This is a genomic window from Micromonospora rhizosphaerae, assembly GCF_900091465.1.
Lineage (GTDB): Bacteria > Actinomycetota > Actinomycetes > Mycobacteriales > Micromonosporaceae > Micromonospora > Micromonospora rhizosphaerae.
The window spans coordinates 2,380,967-2,397,902 of sequence record NZ_FMHV01000002.1 but is presented as its reverse complement, the minus strand read 5'-3'; the positions used below and the strand labels follow the sequence as shown (position 1 = coordinate 2,397,902).

The 16,936-nt window shown below is 72.7% G+C and carries 14 protein-coding genes and 1 pseudogene; 5 read left to right on the top strand and 10 right to left on the bottom strand.

The window, feature by feature from the left end; translation table 11 throughout:
* Window positions 1-30: 30 nt before the first annotated feature.
* The 10 genes from GA0070624_RS11645 to pcaF form a co-directional block, all read right to left on the bottom strand.
* Window positions 31-723, bottom strand: a complete 693-nt coding sequence (locus GA0070624_RS11645; RefSeq protein WP_091340177.1) for a gamma-glutamyl-gamma-aminobutyrate hydrolase family protein — start codon at window positions 721-723, stop codon at window positions 31-33.
* Window positions 720-1,487, bottom strand: coding sequence for a 3-oxoacyl-ACP reductase (locus GA0070624_RS11640; RefSeq protein WP_091340174.1), 768 nt, complete (start codon window positions 1,485-1,487; stop codon window positions 720-722). Before GA0070624_RS11640 ends, GA0070624_RS11645 begins: the two co-directional genes overlap by 4 nt.
* A gap of 5 nt (window positions 1,488-1,492) precedes the next feature.
* Complete coding sequence (locus tag GA0070624_RS11635; RefSeq protein ID WP_091340171.1) at window positions 1,493-2,848, bottom strand: aldehyde dehydrogenase family protein; 1,356 nt, start codon at window positions 2,846-2,848, stop codon at window positions 1,493-1,495.
* A 110-nt stretch (window positions 2,849-2,958) separates the two neighbouring features.
* The gene (locus GA0070624_RS11630) at window positions 2,959-4,323 is read right to left on the bottom strand and encodes a glutamine synthetase family protein (RefSeq protein WP_091340168.1); all 1,365 of its coding nucleotides are present in this window, start codon (window positions 4,321-4,323) and stop codon (window positions 2,959-2,961) included.
* A gap of 63 nt (window positions 4,324-4,386) precedes the next feature.
* A complete protein-coding gene (locus tag GA0070624_RS11625) occupies window positions 4,387-5,205 on the bottom strand; it encodes a FadR/GntR family transcriptional regulator (RefSeq protein WP_091340165.1) in 819 nt (272 codons plus the stop codon).
* A 70-nt stretch (window positions 5,206-5,275) separates the two neighbouring features.
* Window positions 5,276-6,841 carry an amino acid permease gene (locus GA0070624_RS11620; RefSeq protein WP_091340162.1) on the bottom strand — a complete coding sequence of 522 codons (1,566 nt, stop codon included), beginning with the start codon at window positions 6,839-6,841 and terminating at the stop codon, window positions 5,276-5,278.
* A gap of 449 nt (window positions 6,842-7,290) precedes the next feature.
* Window positions 7,291-7,791: a DUF456 domain-containing protein gene (locus GA0070624_RS11615; protein WP_091340159.1), complete on the bottom strand. Its 501-nt coding sequence runs from the start codon at window positions 7,789-7,791 to the stop codon at window positions 7,291-7,293.
* A gap of 109 nt (window positions 7,792-7,900) precedes the next feature.
* Window positions 7,901-10,063: a putative bifunctional diguanylate cyclase/phosphodiesterase gene (locus tag GA0070624_RS11610; protein ID WP_091340155.1), complete on the bottom strand. Its 2,163-nt coding sequence runs from the start codon at window positions 10,061-10,063 to the stop codon at window positions 7,901-7,903.
* 6 nt (window positions 10,064-10,069) lie between these two features.
* The gene (locus GA0070624_RS11605) at window positions 10,070-10,888 is read right to left on the bottom strand and encodes an SAM-dependent methyltransferase (RefSeq protein ID WP_091340151.1); all 819 of its coding nucleotides are present in this window, start codon (window positions 10,886-10,888) and stop codon (window positions 10,070-10,072) included.
* A 182-nt stretch (window positions 10,889-11,070) separates the two neighbouring features.
* The gene (pcaF, locus tag GA0070624_RS11600) at window positions 11,071-12,276 is read right to left on the bottom strand and encodes a 3-oxoadipyl-CoA thiolase (protein ID WP_091340148.1); all 1,206 of its coding nucleotides are present in this window, start codon (window positions 12,274-12,276) and stop codon (window positions 11,071-11,073) included.
* Between the two features lie 108 nt (window positions 12,277-12,384).
* Between pcaF and GA0070624_RS11595 the strand changes: the two are divergent.
* From GA0070624_RS11595 to GA0070624_RS11575, 5 genes and pseudogenes are all read left to right on the top strand, one after another.
* A pseudogene (locus GA0070624_RS11595) lies at window positions 12,385-13,427 on the top strand (glutathione S-transferase family protein).
* Window positions 13,406-13,966: a DUF998 domain-containing protein gene (locus GA0070624_RS11590; RefSeq protein ID WP_425413547.1), complete on the top strand. Its 561-nt coding sequence runs from the start codon at window positions 13,406-13,408 to the stop codon at window positions 13,964-13,966. Before GA0070624_RS11595 ends, GA0070624_RS11590 begins: the two are co-directional and overlap by 22 nt.
* Before the next feature lie 28 nt (window positions 13,967-13,994).
* Complete coding sequence (locus tag GA0070624_RS36810; RefSeq protein WP_091348624.1) at window positions 13,995-14,102, top strand: FAD-linked oxidase C-terminal domain-containing protein; 108 nt, start codon at window positions 13,995-13,997, stop codon at window positions 14,100-14,102.
* Between the two features lie 250 nt (window positions 14,103-14,352).
* Window positions 14,353-15,651: a dicarboxylate/amino acid:cation symporter gene (locus GA0070624_RS11580; RefSeq protein ID WP_176732004.1), complete on the top strand. Its 1,299-nt coding sequence runs from the start codon at window positions 14,353-14,355 to the stop codon at window positions 15,649-15,651.
* A 102-nt stretch (window positions 15,652-15,753) separates the two neighbouring features.
* Window positions 15,754-16,821 (top strand): NADH:flavin oxidoreductase/NADH oxidase, encoded by a 1,068-nt coding sequence (locus GA0070624_RS11575; RefSeq protein WP_091340134.1) that lies wholly within the window; start codon window positions 15,754-15,756, stop codon window positions 16,819-16,821.
* Window positions 16,822-16,936 lie beyond the last annotated feature (115 nt).

Here is a 16,936-nt window from a genome sequence, read left to right as displayed (position 1 = left end):
AGGCAGGGTCGCCGAGGCGCGCGTCGTCCGTCAGGTGGATCGCGCCGCCCGGACCAGCGCGGCGACCGGGCGGGGGTCGACGTCGTTCTCCGGGTGCCACTGGACGCCCAGCACGAAGCGCCGCCGCGGGTCCTCGACCGCCTCCACCACCCCGTCTTCCCCCCAACCGGTGACGGTCAGCCCGCCCGGGTCGGCCACGGCCTGGTGGTGGTAGGAGTTGACCGAGTCCACCCCGGACATCACCGACCCGGCCAGGCTGCCGGGCGTGAACCGGACCGGATGCGCGCCGTACACCCCGGGCGCGGGGCGGTGCCCGTCGTGACCGACCACGTCCGGCAGGTGCTGGTGCAGCGCGCCGCCGTGCGCGACCGCCAGCAGCTGCATTCCCCGGCACACGCCGAGCACCGGCAGGTCGGTGGCGAGCGCGGCGGTGAGCAGGGCCAGCTCGCCGGCGTCCCGGTCCGTGCGGCTCTCGGTGCGCGGGTCGGGCGGCTGGCCGTACCGCTCGGGGCCGATGTCGGCGCCGCCGGCCAGGAGCAGCCCGTCGAGGACCCGCAGCACGTCCGCGTCGACGTCGTCCGGGGGCAGCACCACGGCCCGGCCGCCGGAGGCGGCCACCGCCTGGACGTACGCGTGCGGGACCAGCGTCGCCGGCACGTCCCGCCACACCGCCCAGCTGGCCGGCTCGACGTACGCGGTGATCCCGATCAGTGGCCGGCTCACAGCGGGGTCACGTACGCGCCGGTGATCCCGCCGTCCACCACGAACTGCGCGGCGGTCATGAACGACGAGTCGTCGCTGGCCAGAAAGGCCACCGCGGCGGCGATCTCCTCCGGCTTGCCGAATCGGCCCATCGGCACGTGCACCAGTCGGCGGGCGGCCCGCTCCGGGTCGGCGGCGAAGAGCTCCAGCAGCAGCGGGGTGGCGATCGGGCCGGGACAGAGCGCGTTGACCCGGATCCCCTCCCGGGCGAACTGCACCCCCAGTTCCCGGGTCATCGCCAGCACCCCGCCCTTGCTCGCGGTGTACGCGATCTGCGACGTCGCCGCCCCCATCAGCGCCACGAAGGAGGCGGTGTTGATGATCGAACCCCGGCCCTGCCGGCGCATATGTGGGATGACGTACTTGCAGCACAGGTAGACGCTGGTGGTGTTGACCCGCAGCACCCGCTCCCAGGCGTCCAGACCGGTCTCCAGAATCGAGTCGTCGTCCGGCGGCGAGATGCCCGCGTTGTTGAAGGCCACGTCCACCCGCCCGTGCCGCTCGACCACCCCGTCGAAGAGGTCCCGGACCGCCGCGTCGCAGGCCACGTCGCAGGCCACGAAGTCGCCGCCGACCTCGTCGGCGGCCCGCTTGCCGGCCTCGGGGTCGATGTCCACGCAGACCACCCGGGCCCCCTCGGTGGCGAACCGCCGTACCGTGGCCAACCCGATCCCGCTGCCCGCCCCGGTGACCACGGCCACCCGGTCCTGTAGCCGACCCTGCACTTTGCTCACTCCTCTGTCGAGATGAACACGTTCTTGACGTCGGTGAAGGCGTGCAGCGCGTCCGGACCCAGCTCACGGCCCAGGCCGGAGCGCTTCATCCCGCCGAACGGGGTCCAGTAGCGCACCGAGGAGTGCGAGTTGACGCTGAGGTTCCCCGACTCCACCGCCCGGGCCACCCGCACCGCCCGGCCCACGTCCCGGGTCCAGATCGAGCCGGAGAGGCCGTACTCGGTGTCGTTGGCCAGCCGGATCGCGTCGGCCTCGTCGTCGAACGGGAGCACCGAGACCACCGGACCGAAGATCTCCTCCCGCCAGTGCCGGTCCTCGGGTGAGTCGGCGAGCAGCACGGTGGGGGCGTACCAGTAGCCGGGGCCGTCGGGGCGGGAGCCGGTGAAGGCGACCTTGGCGCCGTCGACGTATCCGGCGACCCACTCGGCGTGACCGGCTGAGATCAGCGGGCCCATCTCGGCGGTCTCTCGGGCCGGGTCCTCCACCCGGAAGCCGCGCACGGCCGGCTCGAGGAGTTCCAGGAAGCGGTCGTACACCGGTCGCTGGACCAGGATCCGGGACCGGGCGCAGCAGTCCTGGCCGGCATTGTCGAAGACCGCGTACGGCGCGGTGGCGGCCGCCTTCTCCAGGTCGGCGTCGGCGAAGACCAGGTTGGCGCTCTTGCCGCCCAACTCGAGGGTCACCCGCTTCACCTGTGCCGCGCAGCCGGCCATGATCCGGGTGCCGACCTCGGTGGAGCCGGTGAAGCAGACCTTGCGTACCGCCGGGTGGGTGACGAACCGCTCCCCCACCACGCTGCCCTGCCCGGGCAGCACGGTGAACACGTCCTCCGGGAGGCCGGCGTCGAGGGCCAGCTCGGCCAGGCGCAACGCGGTCAGCGGGGTCAGCTCGGCGGGCTTGAGCACGACGGTGTTGCCGGCGGCGAGCGCCGGGGCGAAACCCCAGCCGGCGATCGGCATGGGGAAGTTCCACGGCACGATCACGCCGACCACGCCGAGCGGCTCATGGAAGGTCACGTCCAGCCCGCCCGGCACCGGGATCTGCCGCCCGGTCAGCCGCTCCGGGGCGCCGGCGTAGTAGTCCAGCACGTCGCGGACGTTGCCCGCCTCCCAGCGCGCGTTGCCGATGGTGTGCCCGGCGTTGCGTACCTCGAGTTGGGCCAACTCCTCCAGGTGCGCGTCCACCACCCCCGCGAACCGCCGCAACACCCGCCCCCGCTCCCCCGGCGCGACGCCTCGCCACACGTCGAACGCCCGCGCCGCCCGCCCAATCGCCGCATCGGTCTCCGCGAGCGACGTAGCGGCCACCCTCGCCACAACCTCCCCCGTCGCCGGATTCCTCACCTCAGTCACGGTCCCGCCCTCCCAGGCCCTCGCGATCTTGCACTTTCGGTGCCGACAATCCGCGCCTGTCTGGACATCTCGCCAACCACAGCTGCAAGATCGCGGAGAGCGGGCGGAGGTCAGAGGCGTTCGAAGCCACGGGTTAGTTCCCAGTCCGTTACCGCGGCGTCGAAGGCCCTCAGTTCGACGCGGGCCTGGTTGGCGTAGTGGGCGACGACCTCGTCGCCGAAGGCGTCCTTCGCCACGGGGGAGGACTCCCAGAGGGTGAGGGCGTCGCGGAGGGTGCCGGGGACGCGCTCGGCGGCCGCGTCGTCGTACGCGTTTCCGGTGCACTCCTCGCCCAGCTCCAGCTCCTGCTCGATGCCGTGCACCGCCCCGGCGACCAGGGCGGCGATCGCCAGGTACGGGTTGACGTCCGCGCCGGGCACTCGGTTCTCCACCCGCATGCCCGGCCCGTGCCCGACCAGCCGCAGGGCGCATGTCCGGTTGTCGGTGCCCCAGCACAGCGCGGTCGGGGCGAACGAACCGGGTTGGTACCGCTTGTAGGAGTTGACGTTCGGGGCGAAGAAGAGGCTGAACTCCCGCATGGTGTCCAGCAGCCCGGCCAGCACCCGCTGCCCGGTCGCGGACAGGTGCGCGGGCCCGTCACCGAGCATCGCCGACCGGCCATCCCGATCCCGCAGCGAGAAGTGGATGTGGCAGGAGTTGCCCTCGCGGGCGTTCGGCTTGGCCATGAAGGTGATCGACATGCCCTCCTGGGCGGCGATCTCCTTGGCCCCGTTCTTGTAGATGACGTGGTGGTCGGCACAGGCCAGCGCCTCGTCGTAGCGGAAGGCGATCTCGTGCTGGCCCAGGTTGCACTCGCCCTTTGCGCTCTCCGGGGTCAGCCCGGCGCCGGCCATCTCGGTGCGGATCCGGCGCAGCAGCGGCTCCACCCGGGCGGTGCCCAGCAGCGAATAGTCCACGTTGTACTGGTTGGCCGGCGTCAGGTCCCGGTAGCCCCGCCGCCAGGCCTGCTCGTACGAGTCCCGGAAGAGGACGAACTCCAGCTCCGTGCCGGCGTACGCGGTCAGCCCGTGGGCGGCCAGCCGCGCCAACTGCCGGCGCAGGATCTGCCGCGGCGAGGCGACCACCGGGCCGGAGCCGTCCAGCCACTCCAGGTCGGCCAGCAGCATTGCGGTGCCCGGCTGCCAGGGCACCCGGCGCAGGGTGGCGAGGTCGGGCTTCATCGCGAAGTCGCCGTAGCCGCGCGCCCAGCTCGACATCGCGTACCCGTCGACGGTGTTCATGTCGACGTCCACGGCGAGCAGGTAGTTGCACCCCTCGCTGCCGTGCGCGACCACCTGGTCGAGGAAGTAGGGGGCGTGAAACCGTTTGCCCTGCAGCCGGCCCTGCATGTCGGCCAAGGCGAGCACCACCGTGTCGAGCTCGCGCTCGGCGACGGCGACCCGGAGTTGTTCCAGCGTGAGCGGAGCTTTCCTCATCGGCCAGCCTCCATAAGAAAGGTCTACTACCGAACCATTGCATCCGTCAATGGCCGGCCCGCCTCACCCGAGCAGACCGCGCAGCAGCTCCGCCGTGCCGTCGCAGTGCTCCTCCATCACCAACCGGGCGCCGTTCGGGTCGCCGGCCAGGATCGCATCCACGACCCGGGTGTGCTGGGCGTCGGAGTGGTCGAGGTTTCGGGTGATCACCGGGATCGCGGCGAGGAGCCGGTCGAGGGTCAACTGCACGTCGGCGACGGCCGCCGCCAACGAAGGGGAACCGCTGGCCGCGGCGACCGCCAGGTGCAGCCGGGAGTCCGAGACACGCCGGGTCAGCGGATCGCGGTCGCGGGAGGCGGCCAGTGCGGCGACCAGGTGCTGCCGTTCGATTGCCGACAGGCTGCGGTTGGCGGCCAGGGCCGCCGCACCCGACTCCAGTACCCGCCGGAAGTCCAGCGCGTCATGCAGCCGGTCGCCCATCTCGCGGGCCAGCTCTCCCGCGTCCGGGCGCCCGCCACCGGAACCGGATGCGGGCAGCGCCGAGCGGACAAAGGTCCCACCGGTTCGCCCTCGACGGGACTCCAGATAGCCCGCGTCGCGCAACGCCGCTATCGCCTCCCGCAGGGTCACCCGGCTGACCTGCAGTCGCTCGGCCAACTCGCGCTCGGCGGGCAGCCGCTCGCCGACCCGGACCATGCCCAGCTTGATCGCCTGGACGAGCCGGGCGACGGTGATCTCGAAGGCGTTGCCGCCACGCACCGGCCGCCACACCGGAAAGGCCGGTACGGCTTCCGCACTGGGGTCCGGCGCGGATGCCGCGCCGTCGCTCGCTACCCGAGCGGCGGCGACACCCGGCTCGGCAGTCCCGGCATTGATCGGCATCGGCCGTCCCCTCCCCACCGTCCGGGGCCGCGTGGCGGGTGCCCGCCGGAGCACCCGCCACGCCGGCAACCTACTCGGCGGTCGGCTCGGTGACGGGCTCGGCGCCCGCCGCCGGCTTGGGGATCACCGGATCCGGCACGTTGTGCCGGGGGCCGGTGAACCAGTGCCGGGCGCTCAGCAGCCACCAGAGCCAGGCACCGCCGAGCACGACGCCGACCGCGACGATCGTGTAGTTGAAGGTGCTGGCGGTGATGGGGCTGCTGGTGGGCAGGACGAACAGGACGCAGATGAGCGCGACCCAGACGACGGCGATCCATCCGACCGGCGCGCTCCACCGGCCCAGGTTCCACGGGCCGACCTGGAAGTCCGTCCTCCGCCGCCGCAGGAAGACCGGCGCCACGTACGCGATGTAGAGGCCGATCACCGCGATGGAGGTGGCCGCCAGATAGGCGGTGGTGTTCCAGAGGGACGGCAGGACGAGCAGAGACGAGCAGACGACGCAGAGCCAGATCGAGTTCGTCGGTGTGCCCGTGCGCGGGTTGACCCGCTTCCAGATGTCGGATCCGGGCAGCGCGCCGTCCCGGCTGAACGCGTAGGCCATCCGAGAGTTCGCCGTGACCGACGCCATGCCGCAGAAGAACTGAGCGGCCACGCAGATGAAGAGCAGGAACGTGCCGAGGTCATGCCCCACCGCGTCGATGAAGATCTGCGCCGGAGGCAGACCCAGCGCCGTTGTCCGCTGCGCCTCGTAGTCCTGGATGGACCAGGTGATGGCGAACAGGAGCACGAAGCCGGCGATGACCGAGACCACGACCGACATCACGATGCCGCGCGGCGCGGAGCGGGCGGCGTCGTGCGTCTCCTCCGCCACGTGCGCGCTGGCGTCGTAGCCGGTGTAGGTGTACTGCGCCATCAGCAGACCGATGAGGACGGCGTACCCGGCCGCGCCGGCGAAGGTGAAGCCGGTCTCGTTGCGTACCTCGAGGAAGACGTCGGAGATGGACTTGTGCTGGTCCGGCACGATGGCGAGCACGGCGACGATGACCGCCACACCGACGAGATGCCACCAGGCGCTGACGTCCGAGAGGACGCGCACGAGATTGACGCCGAAGGTGTTGAGCAGGCCGTGGGCGACGATGATCAGCAGGAAGATCAGGAAGGTGCGCCCGGCGGTCACCTCCATGTCGAAGGCGAGGCTCAGGAAGGCGGACGTGGTGATCGCCGCACCGAAGTCGATCGCGGCGGTCACCGCCACCTCGCCCAGGAAGTTGAACCAGCCGACGAACCACGCCCAGGCCGCCCTGTTCCGCTTGGCCAGTGCCGCGGCCCACCAGTAAAGGGCGCCGGCGGTGGGGTAGACCGAGCAGATCTCGGCCATGGCCAGCGCGACGAAGATCACCATGACGCCGACGAAGAGCCAGCCCAGGGTGATTGCCAGCGGGCCGCCCGCCGTCATGGCGATGCCGTACGACGTGATCGCGCCGGCCAGGATGGAGATGATGGAGAACGAGACGGCGAAATTGGAGAAGCCGGACAGCTTTCGACGCAGCTCCTGCTTGTATCCCAGCTGCGCGAGGCGTTCCTCGTCGGTGACGGGGGAAGCCGGGGGTACGCCGTCCTGGATCGTTGAGCTCATCGGTGTCTCCCTTGGACCGCGGGGGTAGAGACTGTGACCTGCGTCACCGCCTGACGGGATAATGGACCGCACCCTCAACCACGTCAATGGAGATCGACCGAAAATTCGATCAGGACCAGACCATTAACCGATGCCCGCGCCGCGCTTCCCCGCACCGCGCTTCCCGCCGCCGGTGCTAAATGCGTTGCCGCATCGGTTGCCCCGACCGCATCCTTGAGCCAGTGACCAGGCCCGATCGCGATGGGCCACCGCCGGGCGCTCGGCAACGCCCGGCCCGCGACGGCGCGGGGTGCACACCTCTCTCTCACCCGTACGGCGATCCGCCGTACCCTCCGGGCACCCCGCGCCGTCGCCCTTCGCACTGATCCCCAGTTTTGCCGCATGTCGCGGCGTCCGGCGCTCTGGAAGGCGTGGGATTCCGCATCCGGCGTGGATCTTCCGACCGGACCTCAGGCGAGCAGCAGGCCGGCGACCCAGAGGGCGGCGATCAGCAGGCCGGCGAGGAACTCGACCAGCATGGACAGACCGGCCGCCTTGAGCGCCTGCACGGTGGCCGGCCAGGCGAGCTGGTTGCTGCCCAGCCGAAGCCGTTCGGCACCCCAAACCCCGCCCACGAAGCCGATCACCAGGCCGACGACCGGGATGACGAAGAACCCGATCAACCCCAGCACGCCCCCGGCCAGCAGCGAGGAGGTCGGCACGCCGGTCCGTTTCAGGTGCCGCCCCGGCCAGAGGTACTTGACCACGGTACCGCCGGCGGCGGCCAGGGTGGCGGCGGCGAGCACCGCCCAGCGCCCCGGGCCGGCGTCGCCGAAGAGCGCCCAGACCAGCACCCCGCCCCAGCACAGCGGCAGCGCCGGCAGCCCGGGCACCACCACCCCGGCCAGTCCGGCCAGGATGGCCAGCGCGGCGACCACCGCGACGACCGCCTGCGTGTCGGTCAGCCCCACACCGCCACCTTCCGTCTCGGGCCGTGCCGCACGCTCGGCCCCGCGCTGTCGGCGCCCCGCCCGACGGCGGACCCGGCCGCCCGGCCGGCGCGCAGCCCGCAGCGCCTGGTCACGCCGCAACCTCCCCGCCCGCGAGCCGGGAGCGGATCTGCTCCGCGGGGACCGGCGCGCCGAACCAGCGTCCCTGCCCGGTGTCGCAGCGCAGCGCCCGCAACCGCTCGGCCTGCACTGCGGTCTCCACGGCCTCGGCGGTGACCCCGAGTTCCAGCGCGTGCGCCAGCCGGACCAGCGCGTCGACGATCCGCTCGTCCCGGTGGTCGGCGTCCGCGCCGTCGGCCCGGATGCCCTCGACGAAGGGTCCGGCCAGCTTGAGGCAGTGGATCGGCAACCGGCGCAGGTACGCCAGGTTCGAGTACCCGGTGCCGAAATCGTCGATGGCCAGGCGTACGCCGAGGTCGGCCAGCTCGTGCAGCGACCGCAGCGGCTCCCCGGCGCTGCCCATCACCGCGCTCTCGGTCAGCTCCAGTTGCAGCAGCTCGGCCGGGAGCCCGGTCCGGGCCAACGCGTCGGCCACCGTCTCCACGATCGCCGGGTCGTCGGCCTGCCGGGCGGCCAGGTTGACGCTGACCACCAGCCGCGCGTCCGGGTACGCCCGCCGCCAGCTCTCGGCGTCCCGGCACGCCTGCCCGAGCACCCAGGCGCCGAGCCGGACGATCAACCCGGTTTCCTCGGCCAGGCCGATGAACCGGTCCGGCCCGATCAGCCCCCGCTCCGGGTGCTGCCAGCGGACCAGCGCCTCCACCGCCAGCATCGTGCCGTCCAGCAGCGACACGATCGGCTGGTAGTGCAGCACGAACTCGCCCCGGTCGAGCGCGGCCGGCAGCCCCGCGGCCAGGGAGGAGCGGGCGATGTCGGCAGCGCTGCGCTCCGGGTCGTACACCGCCCACCGGCCGCGCCCCTCCGCCTTCGCCCAGTAGAGCGTGGTGTCGGCGGCCTTCATCAGCTCCGAGACGCTGGTCTCCGCGGCCGGGCACTCCACGATGCCGATACTGGCCGAGACGGCGAGCTGCTGGTCCCCGATGTGCACCGGGGCGGAGACCGCGGCCAGCGCCAGCTCGGCCACCTCGACCGCGTCGTCGATGCCGTCGCCGGAGTCGACCAGGATGACGAACTCGTCGCCGCCCATCCGGGCCACCAGGTGGCCACGCCCGGCGACGCAGTCGGCCAGCCGCCGAGCGATCTTGATCAGCAGCCGGTCGCCGAGGTCGTGGCCGAGGCTGTCGTTGATCGCCTTGAAGCCGTCCAGGTCGAGGAAGCAGATCCCGACCCGCTGCTCCGGGCCGGCCGTGTCGAAGACCCGCCCCAGCGTCTCGAAGAAGAGCGTCCGGTTGGGCAGGCCGGTGAGCGGGTCGTGCAGCGCCTGGAAGCGCAGCCGCTGCTGGAGTTCGTACCGCTCGGTGATGTCCTCGATCATCGCGACGGTGAACCGGGGCCGGCCGTCGTCGTACCGGATCAGTGAGACGGCCAGGTCGGTCCAGACGATGCTGCCGTCCTTGCGGTGGTAGCGCTTCTCCACCCGGGCGCTGTCCCGCTTGCCCTCGATCAGCTCCTGGTAGAGCTCCCACAGGCCGGGCGCGTCGTCGGGGTGGAAGAGCGAGGCGACGTTGATCTGGCGCAACTCCTCGAGCGGGTAGCCCAGCATGTCGGCGAAGGACTGGTTGAGGTCGATGATCTTCCCGTCGATGCCGGCGATGCCGATCCCGATCGCCGCGCCGATGAAGACCGCGCGGAACCGCGCCTCGCTGTCCCGCAGCGCCTGCTCGACGGAGTCCCGCGCCTGCCAGGCCGAGCGGGCGATCCGCTCCTGCTGGCTGAAGGTGCGATCGCGCAGGGCCCGGGCGAAGCCGGCGGAGAGCCGGCCCTGCAACGCCGCCACCTGCTGCCGCGCCGCGGGCAGCGCGGCCCGGGCGGGCAGCACCCCGGCCAGGAAGCGGTCGCCGAGGGCACGCACCGACCAGTCGAGCACGCCGGGCTCGGTGAGGTGGGCCCCCACCAGCGCCCGCCCGACGTCCTCCGCCGGCTGGGCGGAGAAGGTCCGGGCGAGCATGGCCTGGGCCAGTCGTACGGTGTGCACCAGCAGCAGCCGCTCGGTCTCGGCCGCGCTCAGCGGCACGAAACCGAGTCGGCGTACCGCCCGGGCCCACTCGGCGGCGTACGCCTGGGCACCCGGCCGGCTGAAGTCGTCCCCGTCGGGCCGCGGGACGGCGTGCATGTCGACTCAGCCGGCGGGCTGGTCGTACCGGGCGACGCCGCCGAAGGCGCCGAACCGCTCCGGATGGTCGTCCACGTCGGAGGGCGAGTCGGGGCGCCAGAGCGGCATGTGCACCACGCCCGGTTCGAGGATGGTCCAGTCGCCGAAGAAGCCGGTGATCTCGGCCCGCGAGCGCAGCGTGATCTCGGTGTCGGTACGCGCCGACAGCCGCTGCGCGTCGAGCATCTCCTGCGGCTGGTCCTCGAAGGTGGAGTGCGAGATGACCAGGTAGCTGCCGGGCGCGGCGGCGGCCCGCAGGGTGGACAGGATGTCGCCGGGGCGGTCGGCGTCCGGGATGAAGTGGACCACCCCGGCGAGCAGGATGCCGACCGGCCGATCGAAGTCGATCAGCCCGCTGGCCCGGGCCTCGTCCAGGATCAGCTTCGGCTCCCGCAGGTCGGCCCGGATCGCGGTGGCCCGGTCGTTGCCGGCGAGCAGCTCGCGGCTGTGCGCCACCGCCACCGGGTCGATGTCGACGTAGACGATCCGCGCCTCCGGGTTCGCCGCCTGGGCGACCTCGTGCACGTTGCCCACGGTCGGGATGCCGGAGCCGATGTCGAGGAACTGGTCGAGGCCCGCGTCGAGCAGCGCCCGGACGGCGCGGCGCAGGAACTCCCGACCGGAGCGCATGGTGGCGGCCAGGTTCGGCGTCATGCCGGCGATCTGCTCGGCGAGCTGTCGGTCGATCTCGAAGTTGTGCGCCCCGCCGAGGAAGTAGTCGTAGACCCGCGCCGCGCTGGGCCGGGTCAGGTCGATCTCGGCGGGAAGTCCATCCGGCATCTGCATCGCTTCGCCCCAGTTCGTCGCGGTGCGGGAGGGCACCGGGTGCCCGGGCGCGCGCGAGCACACGGAGGCACACCGGCCGACCCCGCGGATCGTGTGGTCTTGACCACTCTAGGCCCACACGTCCGGTTACGGGAGATCCACTTTCCGCTGTCGTCGGCCGCCGCGATGGAGTCGGCGTCTGCTCAGGCCGCCGACTCCAGCAGCAGCGAGATGCCCTGCCCCACCCCGACGCACATCGTGGCCAGCGCCCGCCGGCCGCCCCGGCGGCGCAGTTCGAGCGCGGCGGTGAGTGCCAGCCGGGCACCGCTGGCCCCGAGCGGGTGGCCGAGCGCGATCGCGCCGCCGTTCGGGTTGACGTGCTCGGCGTCCTCCGGCAGGCCCAACTCGCGCAGCACGGCCACGGACTGGGCGGCGAACGCCTCGTTCAGCTCGATCACGTCGACCGCGTCCAGCCCGACACCGAGCCGGTCGAGCAGCTTGCGGGTGGCCGGCACCGGGCCCATGCCCATGATCCGCGGCGGCACGCCGGCCGCCGTGGATCCGGCGACCCGGGCCAGCGGGGTGAGCCCGTACCGGGACACCGCCGCCTCGGAGGCCACCAGCAGGGCGACAGCACCGTCGTTGACGCCGGACGAGTTCCCCGCGGTCACCGTGCCCCCCGCACGGAACGGGGTGGGCAGCGCGGCCAACTTCTCCAGCGAGGTCTCCCGCGGGTGCTCGTCGGCCTCGACCAGCTTCGTCTCGCGCCGTCCCGCCGGCACGGTCACCGGCACGATCTCCTCGGCGAACCGGCCGTCGGCCTGCGCCTTGGCGGCCCGCTGCTGAGAGCGCAACGCGAACTCGTCCTGCGCGGCCCGGTCGATCCCGAACTCGGCGGCGACGTTTTCCGCGGTCTCCGGCATCGAGTCGGTGCCCCACCCCTTCTTCATCAGCGGGTTCACCAGCCGCCAGCCGATCGTGGTGTCGTAGACCTCGGCGGCGCGGGAGAACGGCGCGGTCGCCTTCGGCATCACGAACGGCGCCCGGCTCATGCTCTCCACCCCGCCGGCAACCACCAGGTCGGCCTCGCCGGCCACGATCGACCGGGCCGCAGTGGCCAGGGCGTCCAGGCCGGAGCCGCAGAGCCGGTTGACCGTGCTGCCGGGCACCTCCTCGGGCAGCCCGCCGAGCAGCGCCGCCATCCGCGCCACGTTGCGGTTGTCCTCGCCGGCCTGGTTGGCACAGCCGAGGATCACGTCGTCGGTGCGGGCCCAGTCCACCGACGGGTGCCGGGCGACCAGCTCGCGGATCACGTGCGCGGCGAGGTCGTCGGGGCGTACCCCGGCGAGGACGCCGGCGTACCGGCCGATCGGGGTGCGGACTCCGGCCACGAGGTATGCCACGGTCATCGGCGCTGTCCTTCGAGGGGTGGGAAGGGGCTCGGGTGGCGGCGTCCGCCGGGTCGCGGGGACGCCCGGCGCCAGGATATCCACGCCCGGAACGGATAGGTTGACGGCATGGCCCGGGCCCAGTTCAGCGCAGAGACCGCCGGCAGCGGGGAGTTCGTCCGCCAGCCCAACCGGTTCGCCGATCGGGTCACCCCGCACTCGACGTCCCCGCCGGGCGGCGGGCCGGACGAGCAGGGCCGCTGGCCGCTGGAGGCCGGCCGCTACCGGCTGATCTGGTGCCGGGCCTGCCCGTGGGCGCACCGGGCCCGGATCGTCCGCACCCTGCTCGGCCTGGAGGACGTCATCTCGCTGGGCACGGTCGACCCGATCCGGGACGAGCGGGGCTGGCGGTTCGCCCTCGACGCGGACGGCTTCGACCCGGTACTCAACATCAGCTTCCTCTCCGAGGCGTACCTGGCCACCGATCCGGACTACCTGGGGCGGGTGACCGTGCCGGCGCTGGTGGACACGCTCACCGGTCGGGTGGTGACCAACGACTACCCGCAGCTCACGCTGGACTTCTCGACCGAGTGGCGCCGGTTCCACAAGCCGGGCGCACCGGACCTGTACCCGGTGGAGTTGCGCCCGGAGATGGACGCGCTGATGGCGGAGATCCACCAGGACGTCAACAACGGCGTCTACCGCTGTGGCTTCGCCACCTCGCAGGAGGCGTACAACGAGGCGTACAGCGGGCTCTTCGCCCGGCTGGACGCGCTGTCGGAACGGCTGTCCGGGCAGCGCTACCTGATGGGTGACACGATCACCGAGGCGGACGTGCGGTTCTTCACCACGCTGGTCCGCTTCGACGTTGCGTACCACGGGCACTTCAAGTGCAACCGGCAGAAGCTGACCGAGATGCCGGTGCTGTGGGCGTACGCCCGGGACCTGTTCCAGACCCCGGGCTTCGGCGAGACGGTCGACTTCGACCACATCAAGCGGCACTACTACGCCACCCACGACATGATCAACCCGACCCGGATCGTGCCGCTCGGTCCGGACACCTCCGGCTGGACCACGCCGCACGGGCGTGGCTGAGCCGGGGCGGAGCCCCCTCCGGGCGGCCGCCGCGTCGGCCGCCGCCGGCTGCACGCTGGCGGGCAGCGTCGCCGTGACGGTCGCCGTGGTCGCCGGTCCCGGCCCGGGCCTGACCGGGTACGTCAGCGAGGCCGGCATCGCCGACACCGGGTACGCCCCGGCGTACCGGATCGGGGTCTTCGCCCTGGCCGCGGCGCTGCTGCTACTCGCCGTGGCGCTGCCGGCGGCGCTGCGGGTGGCCGCCGCGCTGCTCGCCGCCGGCGGCGGCCTCACCCTGCTCTCCGGCGCGGTGACGTGCAGCGCCGGCTGCCCGCTGCCGCCGTTCGAGCGGCCGACCGTGGCGGACCTGGTGCACGGGGGCGCGAGCGTCGCCGCGAACGCCGCCGTGGTCTTCGCGATGCTGGCGCTGGTCCTCTCCCCGGCCACGGACCGACTGCTGCGCCGGATCGCCGGGCTCGGGGTCGCCCTGGCCCTGCCGCTGGCCGCCGCGATCGCGCTGGCGATGCTGACCGTCGGGCGGGGCGGCCTGGTGGGCGGCCTGGAGCGGCTGCTGCTGGCGGTGGCCGCCGGCTGGGGCCTGGCCACCGCCACCGCGCTCGGTCTGGCCCGAAGGTGAGGAAGGGCCAGGCAGGCCGAAGCGAGGGATCATCGCCGACTACAAGGACAGCCACGAGCTGGACCTGATGCGCGGGCTCAAGCAGCTGTTCGATCCGCGGGGACTGATGAACCCGGGGAAGGTGCTGCCGGGTTGAGGTCACCCGTGATGATCTCTGGACGTGAGGACCAGGGCTGTAAGGAGCGTCACGCCGGTCGATCCTTCCGCCTGCGCGTTGGCCTGGCGTAGCGTCGCCAGGCGATGACCAACGTCTGGCACCTCACCGTGCGCCTGTATGTCGACCTCCGACTGCAGGCCAGCGGCGTCTGTCCGGCGCAGCCTCGTTCCTGACGCTGCCCCGTACCGACCCTTCTCCAGACCTTGGACGCACCCTCATGGCTTCCGCTTTGCGCAAGTTCCCCTTTTCCCTGCAGATCCTGCTCGGCCTCGTGCTCGGCGTGGCGCTCGGCTTCCTGGCCCGCGCCAACGACCTCAGCTGGCTGACCGGCACCCTCGACACCGTCGGCCACCTCTTCGTCCAGCTGCTCAAGCTGGCCGTCCCGCCGCTGGTCTTCACCGCGATCGTGGTCAGCGTGGTCAGCCTGCGCGGCGTGGCCAACGCCGCCCGGCTGGCGCTGAAGACGCTGCTCTGGTTCGGCATCACCGCCCTGATCGCGGTCAGCCTCGGCATCGGCCTGGGCCTGCTGACCGATCCCGGCAAGGGGGTCACCCTCGACCTGTCCGGCGCCGCCGCGCCGAAGAAGACCGGCTCCTGGACCGACTTCCTCACCGGCATCGTGCCGACCAACCCGATCGGCGCGTTCGTCGAGGGCAACGTCCTCCAGATCGTCTTCCTCGCCCTGGTCGTCGGCGCCGCCGCGCTGCTGATCGGCGAGGCCGCCGAGCCGTTCGTGGCGCTCAACCGGTCGCTGCTGGCCATCGTGCAGAAGGCGCTGTGGTGGGTGATCCGCCTCGCCCCGATCGGCACCCTCGGCCTGATCGGCAACGCGGTCGCCTCGTACGGCTGGGACCTGCTGGCCCCGCTCGCCAAGTTCACCACCGCCGTCTACGTCGGCTGCGCGATCGTGCTCTTCGTCGTCTACCCGGTGCTGCTGCTGGCCGCCGGGCGGCTCAACCCGCTGCGCTTCTTCGCGGGCGCCTGGCCGGCGATCGAGCTGGCGTTCGTCTCCCGCTCCTCGGTGGGCACCATGCCGGTGACCCAGCGCTCCGTCGAGCGACTCGGCGTCCCCCGCGAGTACGCCTCGTTCGCGGTGCCGTTCGGCGCCACCACGAAGATGGACGGCTGCGCGGCGATCTACCCGGCCCTGGCCGCGATCTTCGTGGCGCAGGTCTTCGGGGTACACCTGGGCGTCACGGACTACCTGCTGATCGCCTTCGTCTCGGTGGTGGGCTCCGCCGCCACGGCGGGCCTGACCGGCGCGATCGTGATGCTCACCCTGACCCTGAGCACGCTGGGCCTGCCGCTGGCCGGCGCCGGTCTGCTGCTGGCGATCGACCCGATCCTGGACATGATCCGCACCGCCACCAACGTGGCCGGGCAGGCTCTCGTGCCGACCGTCGTCGCCGCCCGCGAGGGCACGCTGGACCGGACCGCGTACAACTCCGCCGGCCGGCGCGAGCTGACCGACGCGGACGGGGCGGACCGGCCGGCTCGCTCGGACGAGCTGGCTCCCGTCCCCGCCTGAGCCGCCGCCGGCCACCGGCTTCGGCGCACCGCACCGATCGCTGACCGAGGAGGGTCCTCGCCCCGAGGGCCCTCCTCGGCGCCTCTGCCGAAGGATCACGACATGAGCGTCTTGTTCACGCCCCTCGCCCTGCGCGCGGTGACCCTGCCGAACCGGATCGCCATGGCGCCGATGTGCCAGTACAGCGCCGGCCCGGACGGTCTGCCCACCGATTGGCACCGGATCCACCTCGGCTCCCGAGCCGTCGGCGGCGCCGGCCTGATCGTCACCGAGGCCACCGCGGTGGTCCCCGAGGGGCGGATCAGCCCGCAGGACACCGGACTCTGGTCCGGCGCGCACGTCGACGCCTGGCGGCCGATCACCGCGATCGTCGCCGACCAGGGCGCGGTGCCGGCCGTGCAGCTGGCGCACGCCGGGTTCAAGGGGTCCACGTACCGGCCGTGGGCCGACCGCCGGGGCGGCGTACCGGACGCCGAGGGCGGCTGGACCCCGGTCGGCCCGGGCGCGGAGCCCTTCCTCCCCGACTACCGGGAGCCGACCGCGCTGGACGAGGCCGGGATCGCCCGCGTGGTCGAGGCGTTCGCCGCCGCGGCGGACCGGGCGATCGACGCCGGCTTCGCCGCGGTGGAGATCCACGCCGCGCACGGCTACCTGCTGCACGAGTTCCTCTCCCCGCTGACCAATCACCGGGACGACGGCTACGGCGGCGACCGGGCCGGGCGGATGCGGCTCGCCCTGGAGGTGGCCCGAGCGGTCCGCGCCGCGGTCGGCGAGGCCGTGCCGGTGCTGACCCGGATCTCGGCCACCGACTGGGTCGAGGGCGGCTGGACCGTCGAGGACAGCGTGGTGCTCGCCGGCGAGCTGGCCGCCGCCGGAGTGGATCTGGTCGACGCCTCGTCGGGTGGCACCTCGGCGGCGGCGAGCATTCCGATCGGCCCCGGCTATCAGGTGCCGCTGGCCGCCCGGATCCGACGGGACGCCGGCGTGCTCACCGGCGCGGTCGGCCTGATCGTCGAGCCGGAGCAGGCCGAGCAGATCGTCTCGGCCGGCGAGGCCGACCTGGTCCTGCTCGGCCGGGAGCTCCTCCGCGACCCGTACTGGCCCCGCCGCGCCGCCGCCAAGCTCGGCGCCGAGCCGCACTGGCCGGACCAGTACGCCCGCGCCTTCTGACGCCTGTCAACGGTACCGAGTGGGCCGAACCGTCGGGCATTCCGGGGAAGCGGCGGGACCGCCCAGCACACTTTGCTCTGCTTCAGCGACGATGGACCTGGGCTGGGCCAGCCTC